Annotated in this window: 23 protein-coding genes; 7 read left to right on the top strand and 16 right to left on the bottom strand. The window is 66.5% G+C overall.

Annotated features, from left to right (window positions below):
* Positions 1–13: 13 nt before the first annotated feature.
* From VQ067_RS27725 to ubiE, 6 genes are all read right to left on the bottom strand, one after another.
* Positions 14–262, bottom strand: coding sequence for a twin-arginine translocase TatA/TatE family subunit (locus VQ067_RS27725; protein WP_003095893.1), 249 nt, complete (start codon positions 260–262; stop codon positions 14–16).
* A gap of 25 nt (positions 263–287) precedes the next feature.
* On the bottom strand, positions 288–623 hold the full coding sequence (locus VQ067_RS27720; protein WP_019486260.1) for a phosphoribosyl-ATP diphosphatase: 336 nt from the start codon (positions 621–623) through the stop codon (positions 288–290).
* Positions 616–1020 (bottom strand): phosphoribosyl-AMP cyclohydrolase, encoded by a 405-nt coding sequence (hisI, locus tag VQ067_RS27715; protein ID WP_003110867.1) that lies wholly within the window; start codon positions 1018–1020, stop codon positions 616–618. Before hisI ends, VQ067_RS27720 begins: the two co-directional genes overlap by 8 nt.
* A gap of 115 nt (positions 1021–1135) precedes the next feature.
* Positions 1136–2737 (bottom strand): ubiquinone biosynthesis regulatory protein kinase UbiB, encoded by a 1602-nt coding sequence (gene ubiB, locus VQ067_RS27710; RefSeq protein ID WP_003116128.1) that lies wholly within the window; start codon positions 2735–2737, stop codon positions 1136–1138.
* Entirely contained in the window at positions 2734–3360 is a 627-nt protein-coding gene (locus VQ067_RS27705; protein WP_003110866.1) for a ubiquinone biosynthesis accessory factor UbiJ, read from the bottom strand. Before VQ067_RS27705 ends, ubiB begins: the two co-directional genes overlap by 4 nt.
* 14 nt (positions 3361–3374) lie before the next feature.
* The gene (ubiE, locus tag VQ067_RS27700) at positions 3375–4145 is read right to left on the bottom strand and encodes a bifunctional demethylmenaquinone methyltransferase/2-methoxy-6-polyprenyl-1,4-benzoquinol methylase UbiE (RefSeq protein WP_033991488.1); all 771 of its coding nucleotides are present in this window, start codon (positions 4143–4145) and stop codon (positions 3375–3377) included.
* 135 nt (positions 4146–4280) lie between these two features.
* Between ubiE and VQ067_RS27695 the strand changes: the two genes are divergently transcribed.
* The 3 genes from VQ067_RS27695 (at position 4281) to VQ067_RS27685 (ending at position 6056) form a co-directional block, all read left to right on the top strand.
* Positions 4281–4556, top strand: a complete 276-nt coding sequence (locus VQ067_RS27695) for a polyhydroxyalkanoic acid system family protein (RefSeq protein ID WP_003095874.1) — start codon at positions 4281–4283, stop codon at positions 4554–4556.
* A 143-nt stretch (positions 4557–4699) separates the two neighbouring features.
* The gene (locus VQ067_RS27690) at positions 4700–5116 is read left to right on the top strand and encodes a phasin family protein (RefSeq protein WP_003103463.1); all 417 of its coding nucleotides are present in this window, start codon (positions 4700–4702) and stop codon (positions 5114–5116) included.
* A 10-nt stretch (positions 5117–5126) separates the two neighbouring features.
* Complete coding sequence (locus VQ067_RS27685) at positions 5127–6056, top strand: phasin family protein (RefSeq protein ID WP_033991486.1); 930 nt, start codon at positions 5127–5129, stop codon at positions 6054–6056.
* A 43-nt stretch (positions 6057–6099) separates the two neighbouring features.
* Here the strand turns inward: VQ067_RS27685 and VQ067_RS27680 are convergent, their stop codons facing one another.
* From VQ067_RS27680 to VQ067_RS27635, 10 genes are all read right to left on the bottom strand, one after another.
* On the bottom strand, positions 6100–6717 hold the full coding sequence (locus tag VQ067_RS27680; RefSeq protein ID WP_033953304.1) for a TetR/AcrR family transcriptional regulator: 618 nt from the start codon (positions 6715–6717) through the stop codon (positions 6100–6102).
* Between the two features lie 55 nt (positions 6718–6772).
* A complete protein-coding gene (phaC, locus tag VQ067_RS27675) occupies positions 6773–8455 on the bottom strand; it encodes a class II poly(R)-hydroxyalkanoic acid synthase (protein ID WP_003116130.1) in 1683 nt (560 codons plus the stop codon).
* Between the two features lie 303 nt (positions 8456–8758).
* Positions 8759–9616 (bottom strand): poly(3-hydroxyalkanoate) depolymerase, encoded by an 858-nt coding sequence (gene phaZ / locus VQ067_RS27670; RefSeq protein WP_340080949.1) that lies wholly within the window; start codon positions 9614–9616, stop codon positions 8759–8761.
* Between the two features lie 152 nt (positions 9617–9768).
* Complete coding sequence (gene phaC, locus VQ067_RS27665; protein ID WP_003095864.1) at positions 9769–11448, bottom strand: class II poly(R)-hydroxyalkanoic acid synthase; 1680 nt, start codon at positions 11446–11448, stop codon at positions 9769–9771.
* A gap of 418 nt (positions 11449–11866) precedes the next feature.
* The gene (locus tag VQ067_RS27660) at positions 11867–12238 is read right to left on the bottom strand and encodes a gamma-butyrobetaine hydroxylase-like domain-containing protein (RefSeq protein ID WP_003095857.1); all 372 of its coding nucleotides are present in this window, start codon (positions 12236–12238) and stop codon (positions 11867–11869) included.
* Between the two features lie 94 nt (positions 12239–12332).
* The gene (gene hslU / locus VQ067_RS27655; protein WP_003095854.1) at positions 12333–13676 is read right to left on the bottom strand and encodes an ATP-dependent protease ATPase subunit HslU; all 1344 of its coding nucleotides are present in this window, start codon (positions 13674–13676) and stop codon (positions 12333–12335) included.
* A gap of 28 nt (positions 13677–13704) precedes the next feature.
* Positions 13705–14238, bottom strand: a complete 534-nt coding sequence (gene hslV, locus VQ067_RS27650) for an ATP-dependent protease subunit HslV (protein ID WP_003095852.1) — start codon at positions 14236–14238, stop codon at positions 13705–13707.
* 118 nt (positions 14239–14356) lie between these two features.
* Complete coding sequence (locus VQ067_RS27645; protein ID WP_003095850.1) at positions 14357–15052, bottom strand: SPOR domain-containing protein; 696 nt, start codon at positions 15050–15052, stop codon at positions 14357–14359.
* Between the two features lie 34 nt (positions 15053–15086).
* Complete coding sequence (gene argS, locus VQ067_RS27640) at positions 15087–16850, bottom strand: arginine--tRNA ligase (RefSeq protein ID WP_003110892.1); 1764 nt, start codon at positions 16848–16850, stop codon at positions 15087–15089.
* Positions 16851–17098: 248 nt separating this feature from the next.
* Positions 17099–19318: a primosomal protein N' gene (locus VQ067_RS27635; protein ID WP_003110891.1), complete on the bottom strand. Its 2220-nt coding sequence runs from the start codon at positions 19316–19318 to the stop codon at positions 17099–17101.
* Positions 19319–19493: 175 nt separating this feature from the next.
* On the opposite strand from VQ067_RS27635, the gene rpmE reads away from it, so the two are divergent.
* From rpmE to VQ067_RS27615, 4 genes are all read left to right on the top strand, one after another.
* Positions 19494–19709 carry a 50S ribosomal protein L31 gene (gene rpmE, locus VQ067_RS27630; protein ID WP_003095846.1) on the top strand — a complete coding sequence of 72 codons (216 nt, stop codon included), beginning with the start codon at positions 19494–19496 and terminating at the stop codon, positions 19707–19709.
* A 74-nt stretch (positions 19710–19783) separates the two neighbouring features.
* The gene (locus tag VQ067_RS27625; protein WP_020750880.1) at positions 19784–20536 is read left to right on the top strand and encodes a thermonuclease family protein; all 753 of its coding nucleotides are present in this window, start codon (positions 19784–19786) and stop codon (positions 20534–20536) included.
* Positions 20533–21972 (top strand): M48 family metalloprotease, encoded by a 1440-nt coding sequence (locus VQ067_RS27620; protein WP_003095844.1) that lies wholly within the window; start codon positions 20533–20535, stop codon positions 21970–21972. Before VQ067_RS27625 ends, VQ067_RS27620 begins: the two co-directional genes overlap by 4 nt.
* A 102-nt stretch (positions 21973–22074) precedes the next feature.
* On the top strand, positions 22075–23343 hold the full coding sequence (locus VQ067_RS27615; protein WP_003095842.1) for a malic enzyme: 1269 nt from the start codon (positions 22075–22077) through the stop codon (positions 23341–23343).
* The last annotated feature ends 60 nt before the right edge of the window (positions 23344–23403 follow it).

Here is a 23403-nt window from a genome sequence, read left to right as displayed (position 1 = left end):
CGATGGCTACCCGTCAGTCCTTGCGCGCCGGCTCTTCGACCTTCTGCGCCTGGGCGTCGATGGTGTGCGGCTGGTTCAGCGGTTGGGCCGGCTGGGCGGCGGGCTGGTCCTTCTTGTCGTCTTCCTCGGTGTTCACCGCCTTGCGGAAGCCCTTGATCGCTTCGCCGACGTCGGAACCGAGGTTCTTCAGGCGCTTGGTGCCGAACACCAGTACCACGACGATCAGGATGACGATCCAGTGTTTCCAGTCAAAAATGCCCATGTCGTATTCCTCGCAATGTGTAGGTTCAGGCCGATGGTTGGCGGGCGGCTTTCTCGGCGTGGCCGGAAAGGCCGAAGCGGCGCTCCAGTTCGTCCAGCACGGCTTGCGGATGCTGGCCGAGGGCCGAGAGCATCACCAGCGAGTGGAACCAGAGGTCGGCGGTTTCGTAGATCAGGTCCTGGCAGTCGCCGCTGGCCGCGGCATCCTTGGCGGCGATGATGGTTTCCACCGACTCCTCGCCGACCTTCTCCAGGATCTTGTTCAGGCCCTTGTGGTACAGACTGGCCACGTAGGAGCTGTCGGGCGCGGCGTTCTTGCGCTCCTCGAGCACCGCCGCCAGGCGGGTCAGGGTGTCAGTCATGGTGGTGTCCTGCGTGTTCGTAGATAGCGTCCGGGTCCTTCAGCACCGGATCGACGGTCTTCCAGGCGCCGTTCTCGAAGACGCGGTAGAAACAGCTTTCCCGGCCGGTATGGCAGGCGATCCCGCCGACCTGCTCGACCATCAGGATGACCACGTCGGCGTCGCAGTCCAGGCGCAGTTCGTGCAGCTTCTGCACATGCCCGGACTCCTCGCCCTTGCGCCACAGCTTGCCACGCGAACGCGACCAATAGATTGCACGGTTCTCGCTGGCGGTCAGGGCCAGCGCCTCGCGGTTCATCCAGGCCATCATCAGCACGCGCCCGGTCTCGTGATCCTGGGCGATCGCCGGGACCAGGCCGTCGGCGTTCCAGTGAATCTCATCCAGCCAGTCTTTCATGGTCTTTCCACGTTCGTTGCCGGTACGTTGCGTGCGTTTCCGGCGGAAATGGGAGTAGTGTGCCAGCCGGGAGCGCGACTGGCTATCGGCGCGGGCCTAGTGGCCGTGCGCGGCGCTAGCGGCGCAGGATCAGGAACACCCCGCCGGCCAGCATCACCCACGCCGGCCAGGCTTCCAGCTGCTGACCCAGGCCGACCTCGGCGGCGCCGACCAGCAGCACCGCGCCCACCAGGCGCCCGAGCCAGTCGTGGCGGGAACCTTTCCACTCCGGCGGCGGCGCATTGTGGGCGTGCGGTTGTGACAGGCGTTCGAGGGTGTCGCGGGCCATTTGCGACAGGTGCGGCACCTGCTCGACCTGTTGCTGGAAATTGCGCAGCAACTGCTTCGGGCTGACCCGTTCGCGCATCCAGCGCTCCAGGAACGGCTGTGCGGTGGCCCACAGGTCGAGTTCCGGGTAGAGCTGGCGGCCGAGGCCTTCGATGTTCAGCAGGGTCTTCTGCAGCAACACCAGTTGCGGCTGGATCTCCATGTTGAAACGGCGCGCGGTCTGGAACAGGCGCAGCAGGACCTGGCCGAAGGAGATGTCCTTCAGCGGCTTCTCGAAGATCGGTTCGCAGACGGTACGGATCGCCGCCTCGAAGTCGTTGACCTTGGTTTCCGCCGGGACCCAGCCGGAGTCGATATGCAGTTGGGCGACCTTGCGGTAGTCACGCTTGAAGAAGGCGATCAGGTTGCGCGCCAGGTAGTCCTGGTCCTCGTCGGTCAGGCTGCCGACGATGCCGCAGTCCACCGCGATGTATTGCGGGCTCCAGGGCGCGCGGGTGCTGACGAAGATGTTGCCGGGGTGCATGTCGGCATGGAAAAAGCTGTCGCGGAACACCTGGGTGAAGAAGATCTCCACGCCGCGCTCGGCCAGTGCCTTGAAGTCGGTGCGTTGGTCGCGCAGGGTTTCCAGGTCGGTCACCGGGATGCCGTAGATGCGCTCCATCACCAGCACCTTGGGCCGGCACCAGTCCCAGTAGACCTGTGGCACGTAGAGCAGCGGCGAGCCTTCGAAGTTGCGCCGCAGCTGCGAGGCGTTGGCTGCCTCGCGGAGCAGGTCGAGTTCGTCGACGATGGTTTTCTCGTAGTCGCTGACCACTTCCACCGGGTGCAGGCGCCGCGCCTCGCTGGAGACCCGCTCGGCGAGGCGGGCGAGGATGAACAGCCAGGCGATGTCGGAGCGGATCACCGGTTCCAGGTTCGGCCGGATCACCTTCACCACCACTTCCTCGCCGCTCTTCAGCCGCGCGGCGTGGACCTGGGCCACCGAGGCAGAGGCCAGCGGTTCGCGTTCGAAGCGGGCGAAGACCTGTTCGATCTTCGCGCCCAGTTGTTCCTCGATGCGCTTGACCGCCAGCTCCGGCGGGAAGGGCGGCACCTTGTCCTGCAGCCAGGCCAGTTCGTTGGCGATGTCGTCGGGCAGCAGGTCGCGGCGGGTGGAGAGAATCTGGCCGAACTTGATGAAGATCGGTCCGAGGTCCTGCAGCGCCAGGCGCAGGCGCGCGCCGCGGGTCAGTTCCAGCTTGCGCCGCGGCAGCCAGCGCCAGGGCAGGGTGGCACCGAGCAGGCGCAGCCACCAGGGCAGCATCGGCAGTTCGAGGATCAGGTCGTCCAGGCGGTAGCGGATGACGACGCGCTGGATGCGCAGGAGGCGGCGGAAAGCGAGGAGCTTCATGCGTCGGGCTTGGTCTTTTGGCTGAGGCGTCCGACGCGCGCGTCGAGACGATCGAGGGCCAGCTTCAGCTGGTCCAGTTCGGCGAAGCGGGCTTCGGCTTCGTGCTGGCCGACCAGCGTGCGGCTTTCCTCGGCAAGGTAGTCGGCCAGGTTCAGGCGCAGGCTGTGCAGGCTCTGCGCGCTCCAGCGCGAAGCGTCGCGCAGGCCGCTGCCGAGCACCTGGGTGGCGAGCGGGCCGAGCCAGCGCGACAGTTCGTACTCCCAGTCCAGCTCCAGGCTTTGCAGGATGCCGGCCAGTTCCAGCAGGGCCGCGCTGTCGCCGTCCATGCTGACTTCCGGGCTGTGCAGGACGCGGGTCTTGTCGCGCGCCAGGGCCAGGTGCAGGAGGTTGCCGGCCGGCGCACGCAAGGTGCAGTCGACCTCCGCCTCATGCTGCGCGGCGAAGTGCAGGCCGTCGCCGGCGGGCAGGATGAAGACCCGCAGCGGCGGGCTCAAGCAGTCGACCTCGATGACCTTGGTGGAAAGCCTGCGCAGGCGCGGCAGCGCTGTCCCGTCGAGGCGCAGGACGCGATTGATGCCGGTTTCGGCGGCGGCCAGCACGGCCTGGATCAGCAGCGAGCTCATCGGCGCGCCCCCGGTTAAGGCTTGATACCGCGGTGCAGGGCGACGATGCCGCCGGTCATGTTGTGGTAGGTCACGCGGTCGAAGCCGGCTTCCACCATCATCGCCTTCAGGGTTTCCTGGTCGGGGTGCATGCGGATCGACTCGGCCAGGTAGCGATAGCTCTCGGAGTCGTTGGTGACCAGCTTGCCCATCAGCGGCAGCAGGCTGAACGAATAGGCGTCGTAGGCCTTGGACAGCAGGTTGCTGCTCGGCTTGGAGAACTCCAGCACCAGCAGGCGGCCACCGGGCTTGAGCACGCGTAGCATGGAGCGGATCGCTTCGTCCTTGTGGGTGACGTTGCGCAGGCCGAAGGCGATGGTCACGCAGTCGAAGTGGTTGTCCGGGAAGGGCAGCTTCTCGGCGTCCGCCTGGACGAAGCTGACGTTGCCGGAGACGCCCTTGTCGAGCAGCTTGTCGCGGCCGACCTTGAGCATCGAGGCGTTGATGTCGGCCAGCACCACCTCGCCGGTCGGGCCGACCAGGCGCGAGAACTGCCGGGTCAGGTCGCCGGTGCCGCCGGCGATGTCGAGCACGCGGTTCCCGCTGCGCACGCCGGACAGCTCGATGGTGAAGCGCTTCCACAGGCGATGGATGCCACCGGACATCAGGTCGTTCATCAGGTCGTACTTGGCTGCCACCGAGTGGAATACCTGGGCGACCTTCTTCGCCTTCTGGCTTTCCGGAACGTTCTGGTAGCCGAAGTGGGTGGTGGGTTCGGCGTCGGCGCCTTTGCGGGGATCGTTCATGACGTTCTCACCTGGAAAGAATGCCGGGCATTCTAACAGGATGTGGGGAAAGTGCTGTGCCGCCGTCCGACGGCGCGGGTGCGGTGTTTTGTCTGGCCGAGTATAGTTTTCCGATCTGCAATCAGGAGTCGATCCATGTCGCGTATCCACATCGAACGTCCGCACAGCCTGGGGCTGGACGCCGCACGGGCCAAGGCGGAGAAACTGGCCGAACGTCTGGCGAAGGAGCACGGCGTGCAGTGCGAATGGCAGGGCGACGAGCTGACCTTCAAGCGCAGCGGCGTCGACGGCAGGATCGCGGTGGGGGCGGACAAGGTCGCGGTGGACGTCAAGCTCGGCCTGATGCTGTCGGCCATGAGCGGCCTGCTCAAGGGCGAGATCGAGAAGGCGCTGGACAAGGCGCTGGCCTGATCCCGCCGGGCGTTCGCCGTCCTGGCGGCGCCCATCTTCCGCTTAGTATGCGGTTTCTAATTTTCCCCGATACCTTGCTCTCACGCTGCCAGCGTTCCGGCGGCGCCTGCGGTTTCTTCAACCCAACGAGCGTGAGGTGCCCCATGGCCAAGATTGCCCTGAAGAAAAAGACCGTTTCCGAATCCACTTCCCTGGTCTCCGAGATCCGCCACTATGCCCGCCAGATCTGGCTTGCCGGCCTGGGTGCCTATTCCCGCCTGGGCACCGAAGGCAGCGACTACTTCAAGGAATTGGTGAAAGCTGGCGAAGCCCTGGAGAAAAAAGGCAAATCGCTGGTCACAAGTCAGGTCGATTCGGCCAATGACAGTGTCAAGACCGGCCTCTCTTCGGTGAAGGGAAAAGTCGAAGACCAGCTCGACAGGATCGAGCAGGCATTCGACAGCCGTGTCGCTAGCACGTTGAACCGGATAGGCATACCTTCCCGGAACGATGTCGAAGCACTCTCTGCTAAGCTGGATGAGCTGAGCGCAGTGCTCGAGCGTGTCGCGAGAACCCAATAAGGAGAGCAGGATGGCTGGCAAGAAGAAGAGCGAAAAAGAGTCCAGTTGGATCGGCGAGATCGAGAAATACTCGCGGCAGATCTGGCTGGCTGGTCTGGGGGCCTACTCGAAGGTCAGCAAGGACGGCAGCAAGCTGTTCGAGACCTTGGTGAAAGACGGCGAGAAGGCTGAAAAAGAAGCGAAGTCCGATGTGGACGCGCAGGTCGGTGCGGCGAAGGCTTCCGCCCGCTCTGCGAAGAGCAAGGTCGACGAGGTTCGGGACCGTGCGCTCGGCAAGTGGAGCGAGCTCGAGGAAGCTTTCGACAAGCGCCTGAACAGCGCCATCTCGCGTCTCGGCGTGCCGAGCCGCAACGAGGTGAAGGAGCTGCACGGCAAGGTCGATACGCTGACCAGACAGATCGAGAAACTCACCGGCGTCAGCGTCAAGCCGGCGGCGAAGGCAGCGGCCAAGCCTGCGGCGAAACCGGCTGCCAAGCCCGCGGCGAAAACCGCAGCGGCCAAGCCGGCAGCTAAACCGGCAGCCAAGGCCGCCGCCAAGCCTGCGGCGAAACCCGCGGCGAAAAAACCTGCAGCGAAGACCGCGGCCGCCAAGCCGGCAGCCAAGCCCGCCGCCAAACCGGCTGCGAAGGCCGCCGCGAAACCGGCGGCCAAGCCGGCAGCCAAGGCTGCGGCGAAGCCTGCTGCGAAACCTGCCGCAGCCAAGCCCGCCGCGAAGCCGGCAGCCAAGCCGGCCGCTGCGACCGCCGCCAAGCCCGCGGCGAAACCTGCCGCCAAGCCGGCTGCGAAAAAGCCTGCGGCGAAGAAGCCGGCCGCCAAGCCCGCCGCGGCGAAACCGGCCGCTCCCGCCGCGTCTTCGGGCGCGCCCGCTGCCCCCGCCGCCACACCGGCTGCCAGCGCTCCGGCAGCGAACGCTCCGGCGACGCCGAGCAGCCAGGGCTGAGTCCTGGCGGCAACGCACACGCCCGGCACTCGCCGGGCGTTTTTCATTCCGGTCCCAGGTAGCGCTGCGCCAGGCTTTCCGCCGAGCGTTGGGCCTCGCTGCGCAGATGCGGGGCGACCAGCATCATGATCTGGTAGACCACCGTGCGCACCTCGCCCTTGCTGCCCAGTACCCGCTGGTAATCCAGGGAGAACAGCAGGGTCAGGGTGATCTGTTCGACCAGTTGCCCGAGTGCCGGCGCGTCGCTGCGCAACTGCCGGTCGGCCTTGAGGCGGGCCAGCAGGGTGGCCAGGGTCCGCTTCAGCGCGCCGAGCCAGGTACGGATGCCGCGAGCCAGCCGTGGCAGGCGCCCGGTCAGGTTGGACAGGTCCTGGAACAGGAAGCGGTAGTGGGCGAGGCGCTCGACGATCAGATGCAGGAACAGCCAGTAGTCCTCCGCGCCCAGGCGCACCTCCTCGGGCGGATCGAGCAGCGGCGCCAACTCGGCCTGGAACCGCTCGAACAGCGCCATCACCAGCGGTTCCTTGCCATGGAAGTGGTAGTAGAGATTGCCCGGGCTGATGCCCAGTGCGTTGGCGATTTCCAGTGTCGAGACGTTGGGTTCGCCCTGTTCGTTGAACAGCAACAGCGAGCATTCGAGGATACGGTCGCGTGTCTTCATCCGGACTTCTTCTGGGGATCGAGGTGCCCGGCTCCAGGCGCCCGGGCCGGGTCTTTCAGCGTATATGCACGTAGGTGCCCGGGGCTGCTTCGAGGGGCGGATGCGCGGCGCTGCCAAGGTTGAAGTCAGGGTCGCCCAGCTCGCCCGAGCGCTCCTGCAGCCAGCCCAGCCAGACCGGCCACCAACTGCCCTCTTCGCGCTTGGCGTCGTAGTACCAGGCGCGTGGATCGCTGCTCAGCTTGTCGTTCTCGAAGTAGCAGGCCTTGGGGTTTCCGGGAGGGTTGAGGATGCTCTGGATGTGCCCGCTGTTGGACAGGATGAAGCGGCGCTGGCCGCCCAGCAGGAGGGCCGAGCGATAGACCGCGTCCCAGGGCGTGATGTGGTCGGTGATGCCGGCGACGTGGAAGCTGTCGATCGCCACCTTGCCCAGGTCCACCGCGGTCCCGCTGACTTCCAGCGCGCCCGGGCGGGTCAGCGGGTTGTGCTTGAACAGGTCGAGCAGTTCGCCGTGGAACGCCGCGGGCAGCCGCGTGTTGTCGTTGTTCCAGTAGAGGATGTCGAACGCCGGCGGCTGCCTGCCGAGCAGGTAGTTGTTGACCCAGTAGTTCCAGATCAGGTCGTTGGGGCGCATCCAGGCGAACACCTTGGCCATGTCGCGCCCGTCCAGCACGCCATGCTGGTAGGAGCGGCGCTTGCTGCTCTCCAGGGTCTGCTCGTCGGCGAAGAGCATCGCCGGGCTTTCCATCTGGCTGTCGAGCAGGCTGACCAGGTAGGTGACGCTACTGACCTTGCGCAGTTGCCGGCGCACCTGCAGGTGGCCGAGCAAGGCGGCCACGGTGAGCCCGCCGGCGCAGGCGCCGGCCAGGTTCACGCTGCGGCTGCCGGTGATCTCGCGGCTGACCTCGATGGCCTGGTCGAGGGCCTCGACATAGGTGCTCAGGCCCCATTCGCGGTGCTGGGCGTCGGGGTTGCGCCAACTGATGACGAAGACCTGCAGGTTGTTCTTCAGGGCGTACTGGACGAAGCTCTTTTCCGGCGACAGGTCGAAGATGTAGTACTTGTTGATCTGCGGCGGCACGATCAGCAGGGGCTTGGCGTACTGGCGCTCGCCCAGCGGCTTGTACTGGATCAGCTCCAGCACCTCGTTGCGGAACACCACCGCGCCTTGCGTGGTGGCGAGGTTGCGGCCGATCTCGAAGGCGGTCTTGTTCACCTGGCTGGGCATGCCGCCGTTGTGCACCAGGTCTTCGAGCAGGTGGCGGACGCCATTGAGCAGGCTGATCCCGCCGGTATTGAACAGTTCCTTTACCGCCAGCGGATTGATCAGGCTGTTGCTGGGTGCCACGGCGTCGGAGAGCAAGGCGACGAGGAAGCGGGCGCGGGCGCGATCGTCGCAGTCCAGGTTGCTTTCGTCGATCCAGGCGAGCAGTTGCTTCTGCCACGCCAGGTAGGCCTGCAGGGTGCGCCGGTAGAAGGGATTGAGGCGCCAGGATGGATCCTGGAAGCGGGCGTCCTGAGGGTTCGGCTGGTGCAGGGTGTCGCCCAGCAGCACCTTGCCCAACTGGCCTCCGAAGGCGACCAGGTGCCGCGCACTGTGCAGCGGCTGGCGCAGGCCGTGGACGGCCAGGCTGCGGACCGTCGTCAGCAGGTCCTTGCCGCGCAGGCCGACGATGGCGCTCTGCGCACTCATGAACTCGGCGGGCACCGGCACGCTACCCGATTCCTGTTTTTCTCGCATGGACCACACTCCGTCGTAGGACCACAGTCTGGATGCCATGGGCGATAGTCCCCTGGCTCGGAATACTCAGTTATAGCCTGTGAATTCCGTTTCACCCGGGGCAGAACCGCACACCTGCCTGAACAGGGAGGATGCCGCCCGACAGTGGGGCAGCAAGCGCTGTACCACAACGCCGGGAGGGGCGTCGCAGAGCTTGCGCTGTCGCGGCGAAGCCAGGCGCCATGCGCCGTTACGGAACATTGACTATGCACCTGCACCATGACGAAGCAGTGTCTGCTGCCCTGGTGTTGCCCGCGCAGCAGTTCAGCCGGTCTTGGGCAGGAACGGACGAGGGTGCATGACGGCGCGGCGGCGCTCCTCGGCGAGGAACTTCATGATGATCGGCGCCACCGATTCGGCGCGGGTCACCAGGAACAGGTGGCCGTCGTCGATCACGTGCAGTTCGGCGTTGGGAATGCGCCAGGCCAGCACGCGCATGTTGATCAGCGGGATGATCGGGTCGTCGTCGCCGGCCAGCACCAGGGTCGGCTGGCGGATCCTATGCAGCCAGTGGATGCTGGTCCAGCCGAGCCCGGCGAACAGTTGCCAGTAGTAGCCCAGCTTGCCCGACGAACGCACCTTGCTGGCATGCGCCATGGCCAGCTTGGGGTCGCGGCGGAAGGCCCCGCCGTAGATGTCCGGTGCGATGTGTACGCCATAGGAGGGCTGGATGTAGCGCCGCGGGCTGGCCATGCGCATCAGTACCTTCGGCTTGCCTGGCACCATCACCGCGCCAGCCGAAGTGGCGGCGAGGATCAGCTTCTTGCAGCGTTCCGGATAGTCGTGGGCGAACTGCTGGGCCAGCGCGCCGCCCCAGGACACGCCGATCGCGTTGACCTGGCCGTAGTCCAGGTAGTCGAGCATCCGCGCCGCCAGCTTGGCCAGGCCGGGAAAGCGGTAGGGCACGCTGGGCGTCGAGGAACCGCCGACGCCGGGAACGTCGAAGGCGATCACCTCCAGTTCCGGGGCGAGCGCCTGGACGAAGGGGAATACCAGTTCCAGGTTGGCGCCTATGCCGTTGAAGATCAGCAGCGGAGTGCTTCCTTCCTTGCCCGGCCGCACTGCGGTGCGGATGGTCTGGCCGTCGAGGTCGATGGTCCGGAAGACGAAGGGCTGGGGCATGCTCGGGGTCCTCGGCGGCGCAGCCGCGGGCTCGGCGATACGGGGCCTGGCCGGCTTCCGCGCGGCGCGGGGCCGCGCCGGAGGCGCTGGCGGGGTTTCGTCGGCGGAGGCCGCGGATCGCTCCTGCGGCAGTTCTTCAGGCTGGTCGCTTTTCATCGTTCATGCACGTAGGTTCCGGGCGCGGCTTCGCCGGCCGGATAGGTCTTGTTGCCCAGGCTGGCGGGCGCCTTGCGGGTCTTGCCGGAGCGTTCGGCCAGCCATTGCTGCCAGTGCAGCCACCACGAATCGGCGTGCTTGCCGGCCTGTTCCAGCCAGGCCTTGGGCTCGGCGGGCAGTTCCGGATTGGTCATGAAGCGTGCCTTGGGGTTGCCCGGTGGGTTGAGGATGCTCTGGATGTGGCCGCTGTTGGAGAGGATGAACTCGCACTTGCCGCCCAGCAGCCTGGCCGACTTGTAGCACGACTCCCAGGGGGTGATGTGGTCGTTCAGACCGGCGACACAGTAGAAGTCGCAAGTCACCTGCTTCAGGTCGATGGGCGTGCCGGAGACCTCCAGGGCGCCGGGGCGGTTCAGCGGGTTGCTCTTGAACAGTTCGACGAACTCGCCGTGCAGCGCGGCGGGCAGGCGCGTGGTGTCGTTGTTCCAGTAGAGGATGTCGAACGCCGGCGGCTGGTTGCCGAGCAGGTAGTTGTTGACCCAGTAGTTCCAGATCAGGTCGTTGGGGCGCATCCAGGCGAACACCTTGGCCATGTCCTTGCCCTCCAGCACGCCAGACTGGTAGGAGCGACGCTTGGCGGCCTCCAGGGTCTTCTCGTCGGCGAACAGCGCGACCTGGGTATTCAGTTCGAAGTCGAGCACGCTGACCAGTTGGGTGAAGGCGTTGACCTTCTTCTCGCCGCTGGCGACGTAGTGGCCGACCAGGGTCGCGGTGGTGATCCCGCCGGAGCAGGCGCCGAGGAGGTTGAGGTCCTTGCTGCCGGTGATCGACAGGACTACCTCGATGGCCTCCTTGAGCGCCTCGATATAGGTGGTCAGGCCCCATTCGCGCTGCGACTTGGTCGGGTTGCGCCAGCTGACGATGAAGGTCTGCACGCCGTTGCGCAGGCAGAAGCGCGCCAGGCTCTTGTCCGGCGACAGGTCGAAGACGTAGAACTTGTTGATCTGCGGCGGCACCACCAGCAGCGGGCGTTCGTGCACCGATTCGGTGATCGGCCGGTACTGGATCAGTTCCAGCACGTCGTTGCGGAACACCACGGCGCCCTCGGTGGTGGCCAGGTTCTTGCCCACCTCGAAGGCGTCCATGTCCACCTGGCTCGGCATCCCGCCGTTGTTCACCAGGTCCTTGGCCAGGTGGCCGAGGCCGTCCAGCAGGCTCTTGCCGCCGGTCTCGAAGAAGCGCTTGACCGCCGCCGGGTTGCTCAGGCTGTTGGTCGGCGACATCGCCTCGGTCAGCAGGTTGATGACGAACTGGCCACGACTGATGTCCTGCGGCGACAGGTCGCTGTGGCTGATCCAGCTATGCAGTTCCTTGCGCCAGGCCAGGTAGGTCTGCATGTAGCGCTTGTACAGCGGATTCTGGCTCCAGGCCGGGTCGGAAAAGCGCCGGTCGTCGTCGCCTGGGCGCAGCTCCGACTGGCCGAGCAGGACGTTCTTCAGCTCCAGGCTGAAATGCGCCACGTGCCTGGCGCTGTGCAGTGGCTGGCGCACCGCCTGGAGCAGGACCATGCGCGCGGAGGTGAGCAGGTCCTTGCCCCGGATGCCGATCACCGGATTCAGGTTCAGCGTGTTTTCCGCGGCTTGCTTGGGAAGCTCGTTATTGTTCTTTTGACTCATCGGCAACGCTCCATTGTTCGAGGCGAAACAGGGGACCGCAACGAAACCGGGGACCAGGTGTCCGGCCGGCTACTGCTCGACTACCAGCCCACCCGCACGTTTCAGGGCGGGGCGGACGCACGTCAGGGAAGGGAACCCGGACAAGGGGCTGCACCGCCTTGGTTACGCGAGTTTCCGCTGGCGTGCAAGCTGGCAGAAGCATCGGTGGCCGGCGTGGCTGGCCCGGCGAGCGGCCGACCTGCGGACTAGAGCGTTGCTGCCGTGCAGGGTAGGACATTCGCCGTGGCGACCGCGCCGACCGGATGTCTGGTCTGGCAGTCTGCGGGGCGAATGTTGCAAATGACGTGCCCTCGTTCGGGGCAGCGGGGAAAAATCGCCTGGATGCCGTGTGCCGCGAAGGGGCACTCGGCCCGGCGCTTCAGAGCATCAGCTTGACGACCGACTCGTCGGGGTCGCGCGACTTGCCGGCGCTGGCCAGCTCCGCCAGGTAGTCGGCCCATAGCTGGTCCTTGCGGGTCGCCAGCTCGTACAGGTAGTCCCAGGTGAACAGGCCGCTGTCGTGGCCGTCGTCGAAGCTCAGCTTCAGTGCGTACTGGCCGGCGGGCTCGACGCCGACCAGGCCGACGTTCAGCTTGCCGTACTGCAATACCGGGTTGCCGTGGCCCTGGACCTCGGCCGAGGGCGAATGCACGCGGAGGAACTCGGCGGGCAGGTCGTAGCTGTCCTCGCCGTAGCGCAGGGTCAGGGTCTTCGAGGCTTTGTGCAGCTGGATGGCGGAAGGGATACGCATCGCATCGGACTCGCGGAAGGGCGGAGTACAAGGATACCCCGGTTCGGGACCGCGCGGCCCGCCGCCACGGTGCTGGCCGTGGCGGCGGCGGTGGTCAAAGGATGTAGCGGGACAGGTCCTCGTCCTCGGCCAGCTCGCCGAGGTGGCTGTTGACGTAGCCGGCATCGATCAGGATCGGCTTGTCGCTATGCTCGCTGGCCAGGTCGGCTGCGCTGAACGAGACCTCCTCCAGCAGCCGCTCGAGCAGCGTATGCAGGCGGCGGGCACCGATGTTCTCGGTCTTCTCGTTGACCTGCCAGGCGATCTCGGCAAGGCGCTTGATGCCGTCCTCGGCGAACTCGATGGCCAGTCCCTCGGTCTTCAGCAGCTCGCGGTACTGCTCGGTGAGCGAGGCATGCGGCTCGGTGAGGATGCGCTCGAAATCGTTCGGGCTGAGGGCCTTGAGCTCCACGCGGATCGGCAGGCGGCCCTGCAGCTCGGGAACCAGGTCGCTCGGCTTGCTCAGGTGGAAGGCGCCGGAGGCGATGAACAGGATGTGGTCGGTCTTGACCATGCCCAGCTTGGTGTTCACCGTGCAGCCCTCGATCAGTGGCAGCAGGTCGCGCTGTACGCCCTCGCGGGAGACGTCGGCGCCGCCGGCGTTGGCGCGCTTGGCGATCTTGTCGATCTCGTCGATGAAGACGATGCCGTGCTGCTCGACCGCCTCCAGGGCGCGTGCCTTGAGCTCTTCCTCGTTGACCAGGCGCACCGCCTCTTCGTCGCGGATCAGCTTCAGGGCCTCGGCGACCTTCAGCTTGCGGGTCTTCTTCTTGCCCTTGCTCATGCCGGAGAACAGGTTCTGCAACTGGTTGGTCATCTCCTCCATGCCGGGCGGGGCCATGATCTCCACGCCGGCCGGGTTGTCGGCCACCTCGATGTCGATTTCCTTGTCGTCCAGCTGGCCTTCGCGCAGGCGCTTGCGGAACAGCTGGCGGGTGTTGCTGTCCTCGCGTGCCGGCTCGTCGCCGAAGCCCATGGCGGGACGCGCGGCCGGCAGCAGGGCATCGAGGATGCGCTCTTCGGCGGCGTCCTCGGCGCGATACTTGACCTTCTGGATCTCCTGTTCGCGGAGCATCTTCACCGCGGCGTCGGCGAGATCGCGGATGATCGACTCGACGTCGCGTCCGACATAGCCGACCTCGGTGAACTTGGTCGCCTCGACCTTGATGAACGGCGCGTTCGCCAGGCGCGCCAGGCGGCGGGCGATCTCGGTCTTGCCGACGCCGGTGGGGCCGATCATGAGGATGTTCTTCGGCGTGACCTCGGCGCGCAGCTCGGCCGGCAGTTGCATGCGTCGCCAGCGGTTGCGCAGGGCGATGGCGACGGCGCGCTTGGCGTCGTCCTGGCCGATGATGTGGCGGTTGAGTTCGTGGACGATCTCGCGGGGCGTCATGGACATTCGTTTACTCCAGCGGGGGACGAGCGCTTCAGACGGCGCTGTCCAGCTCCTCGATGGTCAGGTTCTGGTTGGTGAAGACGCAGATCGAGCCGGCGATGTTCAGCGCGGTCTCGGCGACTTCCCGAGCGCTCAGCTCGGCGTTGTGCTGCAGCAGGGCCAGGGCCGCGGCCTGGGCGAAGCCGCCGCCGGAGCCCATGGCGATCAGGCCGTGTTCGGGTTCGACCACGTCGCCGTTGCCGGTGATGATCAGCGAGGCATCCTTGTTGGCGACCGCGAGCATGGCTTCGAGGCGGCTCAGGGAGCGGTCGGTGCGCCAGTCCTTGGCCAGTTCGACGGCGGCGCGGACCAGGTGCCCCTGGTGTTTCTCCAGTTGCTGCTCGAAGCGCTCGAACAGGGTGAAGGCATCGGCGGTGGCGCCGGCGAAACCGGCCAGTACCTGACCGTGATACAGGCGCCGGACCTTCTTGGCGTTGCCTTTCATCACGGTGTTGCCCAGGGAAACCTGGCCGTCGCCGCCCATGACGACTTTGCCGTTGCGGCGGACAGATACGATGGTGGTCAAGGGGGAAATCTCCACACTGCGGGGCCGAATGCCCGGAATGCTGGGAGATATAGGGGCGATCCGCGGCTTTTCAACCGCACGCACCGCCGTGCGTCGGAACGCACGGCGTGGCCCGCGTTCAGCGGGCCTTGCGTTGCTGTAACAGCAGGTTGCTGAAGCCGTTGGAGGACAGTGTCTTCTGCGCCTGGGACAACTGGTCGCGGCTGTTGAACGGGCCGACCATCACCCGGTACCAGGTCTCGTCGCGGACGTTGCCGGCCTCGACGTTCACCGACTGCCCGAGCAGGATGATCTGCGCGCGCACGCGGTCGGCGTCGGACTGCTTGCGGAACGAGCCGGCCTGCAGGAAGAACTGCGTGCTGGCGGCGACCACCGCTTTCGGCAGCGGCGGTGGCACCTGCCCGGCGAGTGCGGCCTTGGCCCGCGCTTCGTCGGCCTTGGCCAGCTCGGCGGGGGTGGGCGGCGGCGGGGCCTTCTCCGGTACCGCTTCCGGCGGCACCACGACCTCGGACTCCGGCAGCAGGGTGTAGAACTCGTACTTCGGCTTGGCCTGGGCCGGCGTCTGCGTTTGCGCGGGCTGCTGGGCCTGGCCGTTCTGCTGCGGCTGCTTGCCCTGCACGGCGGCTGGGCGCTGGGCGTCCGGGCGTTCGCGCTGGACGTCCTTGCGCCCGGGTTCGAGCTTCATCAGGAACATGATGAAGCCGCCGATGGCCAGGCCGGCGACCAGCCAGACCCAGCCGGGAACGCCGTTCTTCGCGGCGGGCGCCTGGTAGCGGCTGGCGCCGCGCTTGGGGGCGGGTTTCTTCTTTGCCATGGGGGTTCCCGGACTCCTGTTCGGGCGGGTTCGATTACATGCGTTCCAGAGTCTTCAGACCGAGCAGCTCCAGGCCCTGTTCCAGGGTACGGCCGGTCAGCGCGGCGAGACGCAGGCGGCTGTCCTTCTGCGCCGGGTCCTCGGCGGTGAGGATCGGGCAGTGCTCGTAGAAACTGGAGAACAGCCCGGCCAACTCGTACAGGTAGGCGCAGAGCAGGTGCGGCACGCCCTTGAGCGCGACGTTGTTGATCAGGTCGCCGAACTGCGCCAGCTGTGCGGCCAGGGCCAGCTCCTGGGGCTGCTCGAGGACGATCTTCCCGCCCAGTTGCTCGCGGCCCTGGCCGAGCTTGCGGAAGACGCTGGCCACGCGGGTGCAGGCGTAGAGCAGGTAGGGTGCGGTGTTGCCTTCGAAGCTGAGCATCAGTTCGAAGTTGAAGCTGTAGTCGCTGGTGCGGTGCTTGGACAGGTCGGCGTACTTCACCGAGTCGATCCCCACCACCCGGCCGATCTCGCGCAGCTGGACCTCGTCGAACGGCTCCTCGCCACGCTCGGCGCGCTGCTCGTTGCGTTCCTTGACCAGCGCATAGGCGCGGCTCTCGGCCTCTTCCAGCAGGTCGATCAGCTTCACCGTACCGCCGTCGCGGGTCTTGAACGGACGGCCGTCGGCGCCGTTCATGGTACCGAAGCCCATGTGCTCCAGCTCCATGCCGGCCGGAACGAAACCGGCGCGCCGCGCCACTTCGAAGACCTGCTGGAAGTGCAGGGCCTGGCGCTGGTCGACGAAGTACAGCACGCGGTCGGCGTGCAGCACGTTGTGCCGATAACGCATGGCGGCGAGGTCGGTGGTGGCGTAGAGGTAGCCGCCGCCGGCCTTCTGCACGATCACCGGGAGCGGATTGCCCTCGGCGTTCTTGAACTCTTCGAGGAAGACGCACAGCGCGCCGTTGTCTTCGGTGAGCAGGCCCTTGGCGGTCAGGTCGGCGACCACCTGGGCGAGGTCGTCGTTGTAGGCGCTCTCGCCCATGACGTCGGCCATGCTCAGCTTCACGCCGAGACGGTCGTAGACCTTCTGGCAGTGCGACAGGGAAATCTCGTTGAAGCGGGTCCACAGGCGCAGGCAGTCGGGGTCGCCGGCCTGCAGCTTGACCACCAGTTCGCGGGCGCGGTCGGCGAATTCGGGAGACTCGTCGAAGCGTTTCTTCGCCGCGCGGTAGAAGACCTCCAGGTCGTGCAGCTCGGCCTCGGCGTCGACCGGTTGCTCTTCCAGGTAGGCGAGCAGCATGCCGAACTGGGTGCCCCAGTCGCCGACGTGGTTCTGCCGGATCACCGTGTCGCCGAGGAACTCGAGGACGCGCGCGACGGCGTCGCCGATGATGGTCGAGCGCAGGTGGCCGACGTGCATCTCCTTGGCCAGGTTCGGCGAGGACAGGTCGATCACCACGCGCTGCGCCGGGCCTGCCTTGCGCACGCCGAGACGTTCGTCGGCGAGGGCGCGGTCGAGGCTGGCGGCGAGCCAGACGTGATCCTGGAAGAAGTTGAGGAAGCCGGGGCCGGCGATCTCCACCTTGGCCAGTTGCTCGTGGGCGGGGATTGCCTCGACCAGCCTGGCGGCCAGGTCGCGCGGCTTCATCCCGGCCGGCTTGGCCAGCATCATGGCGATGTTGCTGGCGAAATCGCCGTGGCTACGGTCCTTGGTGTTCTCCACCTGGATGTCCGGGGTCAGGCCGGCGGGCAGGGTGCCGTCCGCGGTCAGTTGGTCGAGGGCTTGCTGGATCAGCTGGCGAATCGTGTCTTTCATCGTTCTCTCCGTGCTCGCGGGCAGAGGGGCGGCGCGCGACGGTCGGGCAGGGGAAGGGCCGGCGGATGCGGCGCTCCGAAGTTCACTCCCCGCGATGTGCGCGGGGTGGCCGGTCGAGGCTCAGAACCGCGCATTATCCGTGGGCGGACAGGCGTTGCCAACCGTTGCGGCGATTAGCCGACAGTTTGCGCCGGACATCGCGGATTCCGGCTGACCCCAGTCAAGCGGGGCGTCTTCCTGGAAGGCGCTCAGAACAGGTCGATCGGATCGATATCGAGCGACCAGCGCACCTGGCGCCCGCCGGGCAACTGTTCGAGGCTCTGCAGCCAGGGCGTCAGCAGGCGATGCAGCGGCGCCCGGCTCATGCACTGCAGCAGCAGTTGCGCGCGGTGCTTGCCGGCACGCCGCTCCATGGGCGCGGGCACCGGCCCGAGCAGTTCCACCTCCGGTCCGCCCATCTGCTCGAGCAATTGCTCGGCGGCACTGCAGGCGCTGTCGAGGAAGGCTTCCGCCTGGCCCGGCTTGTGCGCTTCGGCGCGCAGCAGGGCGAGGTGGGCGAAGGGCGGCAGGCCGGCGGCGCGGCGTTCGCTGAGGGCCTGTTCGGCAAAGGCGAAGTAGCCGTCCTCGGTGAGCTGGACCAGCAGCGGGTGATCGGCCAGGTGGGTCTGGATCAGTACCCGCCCGGGCTCCTCGGCGCGTCCTGCGCGGCCGGCGACCTGGACGATCTGCTGGGCCATGCGTTCGCTGGCGCGGAAGTCGGCGGAAAACAGGCCGCCGTCGGCATCGAGGATCGCCACCAGGGTGACCCGTGGGAAGTGGTGCCCCTTGGCGAGCATCTGGGTGCCGACCAGGATGCATGGCTCACCGCTGTTGATGGTGGCGAAGAGGTCGCGCATGGCGTGCTTGCGCGAGGTGCTGTCGCGGTCGATGCGCAGCACCGGATGGTTCGGGAAGAGAATCCGCAGGCGTTCCTCGGCGCGCTCGGTGCCGGCGCCTACCGGACGCAGGTCGAGCTTGCCGCATTGCGGGCAGTTCATCGGCGGCCGCTGGCGGTGGTCGCAGTGGTGGCAGCGCAACTCGCCGCTGCCCTGGTGCACGGTCATCCGCGCGTCGCAGCGCGGGCATTGGCTGATCCAGCCGCAGTCGTGGCAAAGCAGGGTCGGAGCGAAGCCGCGGCGGTTGAGGAACACCAGGACCTGCTGGCCGGCCGCCAGGGTATCGCCGATGGCCTGTTGCAGCGGGCGGGAAAGGCCGGCGTCGAGCGGCATGCTCTTCACGTCGAGGCGGATGAACTTCGGCGGGTGCGCGCCACCGGCGCGCTGGGTCAGGCGCAGCAGGCCGTAGCGGCCGGCCTGGGCGTTGTGCAGGCTTTCCAGGGCGGGCGTGGCCGAACCGAGCAGGATCGGCACGTTCTCCAGGCGCGCGCGTACCAGTGCCAGGTCGCGGGCGTGGTAGCGCAGGCCGTCCTGCTGTTTATAGGAGGCGTCGTGTTCCTCGTCGACGATGATCAGTCCCGGCCGCTTCAGCGGCGTGAACAGTGCCGAGCGGGTGCCGATGACGATGTCGGCCTCGCCATCCCGGGCGGCGAGCCAGGCGTCGAGGCGCTCGCGGTCGGTCAGGGCCGAATGCAGCAGGGCGATGCGCGCGTTGAAGCGGCGTTCGAAACGCGCCAGGGTCTGCGGGCCCAGGTTGATCTCGGGAATCAGCACCAGGGCCTGGCGGCCTGCGGCCAGGGTTTCGCGGATCAGTTGCAGGTAGACCTCGGTCTTGCCGCTGCCGGTGACCCCGGCCAGCAGGAAGCAATGGAAACCGCCGTGGCTGGCGCGAACCGCCTCGAAGGCGGCGCGCTGCTCGGGGTTCAGCGGCAACTCCGCCTGGGCCAGCCAGCCGCCTTCGCGCGGCGGGGTGCTGTGGCGCCGCACCTCCAGTTCGACCAGGCCTTTTTCCTTGAGCAGGTCGAGGCTGTCCTTGTTTATTTCCAGTTGGTTCAGCAACTCATGGGAAACCCCGTGCGGATGCTGCTTGAGAATCGCCAGGGCCTGGCGCTGGCGCGGCGCCCGGGCCAGGCGCGGATCGTCGAGGCTGGATTGCGCGGTGGCATGCCAGAAGCGCTGCTGGCGCGCCTCGGCCGGCTCGCCCTGGCGCAACAGGTTGGGCAGCGCCCAGGACAGGGTGTCGCCGAGGCTGTGCTGGTAGTACTGGGCGGTCCAGCGACAGAGTTCGAGCAGGTGCGCCGGCATCGGCGGCTTGGCGTCGAGTACCCTGAGGGCAGGCTTGAGCTTGTCTTCGGGTACTTCGGAACGGTCCGTCACCTCTATCAGAACGCCAACCAGCTCCCGGCGCCCGAACGGCAGCAGCAGGCGAATCCCCGGCTGTAGGGCGCTGCGCGGAATGCCGCGGGGCGCGCGGTAGTCGAACAGGCGGCGGAGTGGCGAAGGCAGGGCTAGGCGTAGGATCAGGTCTGACACTCAGCGGCTTCCGGGGATGAAGGAAACGAGGACTGGGCCGGCGATGTTAGCAGACGACCGGCGGGCGGGGTCGCTTGCATAGATGAATCGGTCTGGTATGATCCACGCCCTTAATTACGTGCGGTGCCTGGTAAACGCGCTGGGTGGCGGCACACAACGCCTCGAGGATTGAATCATGAAAGCGGACATCCATCCGACTTACGAAGCTATCGAAGCTACCTGCAGCTGCGGTAACGTCATCAAGACCCGTTCCACCCTGTGCAAGCCGATCCACCTGGACGTGTGCTCCGAATGCCACCCGTTCTACACCGGCAAGCAGAAGGTGCTGGACACCGGCGGCCGTATCGACCGCTTCAAGCAGCGTTTCGGCGTATTCGGCGCCACCAAGTAAGCCGCTTGCCGCGAACGCGCGCAATGCTACTTGTCGCTGTACCGAGAAAGGCGTCCCTGGTGGGCGCCTTTTTCATGTCCGTGGTTTCCGCCTTCGCCGGTGCGGCGGAGGCCTGCCGGCCTACCGGTGCCTTGCAGAACGTCGAGGTGGCGCGGGTGGTGGACGGCGATACCGTGCGCCTGCGCGATGGCCGCAGCGTGCGGCTGATCGGTATCAATGCACCTGAACTGGCGCACAACGGCCGCACCACCGAGCCCTTCGCCGAAGCCGCGAAGCAGCGGCTGCAGGCGCTGGTATCGGCCAGCGACGGGCGTCTCGCCCTGCAGCCGGGCCGCCAGCCCCGCGATCACTACGGGCGGACCCTGGCGCACCTGTTCGATGCCAGCGGCGCCAACCTCGAGGCGCGCCTGCTCGGCGAGGGCCTGGGCTACCTGGTGGCGGTCGCGCCGAACACCGAGCTGACGGCCTGTCAGCAAGCGGCGGAACGTGCAGCGCGTTCGGCTAATCTGGGTGTATGGAAGCGTTCGCCGGTGCTTTCGCTCGATCGACTGGCGCAGAGCGGCTTCGCCGTGGTCCGCGGGCGGGTGCTCGAGGTCGAACGCAACCGGGGCGGTATCTGGCTGGAGATGGACGGTCCGCTGGTCCTGCGGATCGAGCCGAAGGTGCTCAAGGCGTTCGATGCGAAACGGGTGATGCAGATGGCGGGACGTTCGCTGGAAGTGCGTGGCTGGGTGGTCGATCGTTCCCGCCGTGGCGCTGTGCCGGCCGGCAAGGCGCGCTGGCAGATGTCGGTGACCGATCCGGCGATGCTGGAATGGTTGCCATGAAGACCGCCTGGCTCCTGCTGCTGTTGCTGGGAGTCGGCGCGCTGGGCGGCTGCGCGGTGAACCCGGCCACCGGCAAGAGCGATTTCGTGATGATGAGCGAGCAGCAGGAACTCGGCATGGGCGCTCGCTACAACCAGGAAATCCTCAAGCAGTTCCCCCGCTACAACGATGAAAAGCTCCAGGCCTACGTGCAACGGGTAGGCGAGCGGGTCGCCCGCAGCAGCCACCGCAGCAACCTGCAATATCATTTCACCGTCATCGATTCGCCGGACATCAACGCCTTCGCCCTGCCGGGCGGCTACATCTATATCCATCGCGGACTGATCGCCTACCTTGGCTCCGAGGCCGAACTGGCCGCGGTGCTCGGTCATGAGGTCGGCCATGTCACGGCGCGCCACAGCGTGCGCCAGCAGAGTCAGGCCAGCGCCTGGAACATCCTTGGCCAGGCGGTGGCGATCGGCACCGGGGTCGGCGCCGCCGGCGACCTGGCCAACGTGCTCGGCACGGCCTTCGTCCGCGGCTACGGGCGTGACATGGAACTGGAGGCCGATGGTCTCGGCGCCCAGTACCTGGCCCGCGCCGGCTACGATCCGACGGCGATGATCCAGGTGGTGCGGGTGCTGAAGAACCAGGAGGACTTCGCTCGCGAAGAGGCCGCGCGTAATGGCCAGGCGGTACAGGCCGGCGGCTACCACGGGTTGTTCGATACCCATCCGGACAACGACCGGCGCCTGCAGGAAGTGGTCGGCCCGGCCCGGCAGCTGGCCAACGGACAGCAGGAAGTGGGGCGCGAGGTCTTTCTTCGCCATCTGGAAGGCATGCCGTTCGGCGACTCGGCATCGGCCGGGGTGCGTCGCGGGCAGAACTTCTACCATGCCGAGCTGGACTTCACCCTGAGCTATCCGGCGGGCTGGAAGATCCTCAACCAGCCCAGCGCCCTGCTTGGCTATCCGGCGGACGAGCAGTCGTTCATCGGCATGAAGCTGGTGCCCCATGATTCCCGCCTGACGCCCGCGGAGTTCCTGCGCAAGAACGCCGGGCAACGGCTGGCCCAGGAAGAGTCGCTGAAGCAGGCCGGGCTGAACGGCTACACGGCGGTGGTGCCAGGCAACCCGGCGCGACGGGTTGCTGTGATCTACCAGGGCGACCGCGCCTACCTGTTCGTCGGCGTGGTCAAGGTCGGTTCCCTGGAGACCCAGGACGACCGCTTCCTCAGCGTGATCCGCAGCTTCCGTCCGCTGCGCGACAAGGAGCGGGCCCTGGCGCAGCCGCGACGCCTGCATCTGGTGCAGGTCAAGGCGGGGCAGACGCTGGAGCAATTGGCGGCTGGCGGCGAGGGGTCATTGAGTGACTCCGTGGCTCGTCTGCGTCTGCTGAATGACCTTTATCCGAGCGGTGAACCCCGTCCGGGCGATTGGCTTAAAGTCGTACGCTAGAGGTCTTGACAGCCGGGTCCTGACGATCTTGTGGGGCGTCGTCTTCTTGCGTATGCTCGGTCGCCCCGTCTGTCCAACAAGCAATAAAGCGGAAGTGCCCAAATGTCCGATCTTAAAACCGCTGCCCTCGAATATCACGCACAACCCCGTCCGGGAAAACTGAGTGTCGAGCTGACCAAACCCACCGCTACCGCCCGGGACCTGTCCCTGGCCTACAGCCCGGGTGTCGCCGAGCCGGTGCGTGAAATCGCCCGCGATGCCGAGCTGGCCTACCAGTACACCGGCAAGGGCAACCTGGTGGCAGTGATTTCCGACGGCACCGCGATTCTCGGCCTGGGTAACCTCGGCCCGCTGGCCTCCAAGCCGGTGATGGAAGGCAAGGGTGTGCTGTTCAAGCGCTTCGCCGGCATCGACGTGTTCGACATCGAGGTCGACGCCGAGAGCCCGCAGGCTTTCATCGATACCGTCAAGCGTATTTCCATCACCTTCGGCGGTATCAACCTCGAGGACATCAAGGCTCCCGAGTGTTTCGAGATCGAGCGCGCGCTGATCGAACAGTGCGACATCCCGGTGTTCCACGATGACCAGCACGGCACCGCCATCGTTACCGCGGCGGGCATGCTCAACGCGCTGGAACTGGCCGGCAAGAAGCTGGAAGAAGCGAAGATCGTCTGCCTCGGCGCCGGCGCTGCCGCCATCTCCTGCATGAAGCTGCTGGTGAGCATGGGCGCCAAGGTCGAGAACATCTACATGATCGACCGCAAGGGCGTGATCCACGCCGGTCGCGACGATCTGAACCAGTACAAGTCGGTGTTCGCCACCGAGACCGACAAGCGTACCCTGGCCGACGCCCTGGAGGGCGCCGACGTGTTCGTCGGCCTGTCCGGCGCCAACCTGCTGGAGCCGGAAGACCTCAAGCGCATGGCGCCGAACCCGATCGTGTTCGCCTGCTCGAACCCGGACCCGGAGATCAAGCCGGAACTGGCCCATGCCACCCGCAACGACGTGATCATGGCTACCGGACGTTCCGACTATCCGAACCAGGTCAACAACGTGCTCGGTTTCCCCTTCATCTTCCGCGGTGCCCTGGACGTACGTGCCACGCGCATCAACGAAGAGATGAAGATCGCCGCCGCCCTGGCCCTGCGCGACCTGGCCAAGCAGCCGGTCCCGGAGGACGTCTGCGCCGCCTATGGCGTGGACAAGCTGGAATTCGGTCGCGAGTACATCATTCCGAAGCCGATGGACAAGCGCCTGATCACCGTGGTTTCCGATGCCGTGGCCAAGGCTGCCATCGAGACCGGCGTGGCTACCCTGCCGTATCCGAAGAACTATCCGCTGAAATCGGTGGACGAAGTCTTCAACGGCTGATCGATCCGCCGGATAAAAAGAAACCCCGCCTTGGCGGGGTTTCTTTTTGCCTGCGCCTCG

This window comes from Pseudomonas sp. KBN12P06040, assembly GCF_037574965.1.
Lineage (GTDB): Bacteria > Pseudomonadota > Gammaproteobacteria > Pseudomonadales > Pseudomonadaceae > Pseudomonas > Pseudomonas aeruginosa.
Note: the sequence above shows the minus strand (reverse complement) of the source record. Positions and strands in the feature narration are given on the sequence as shown.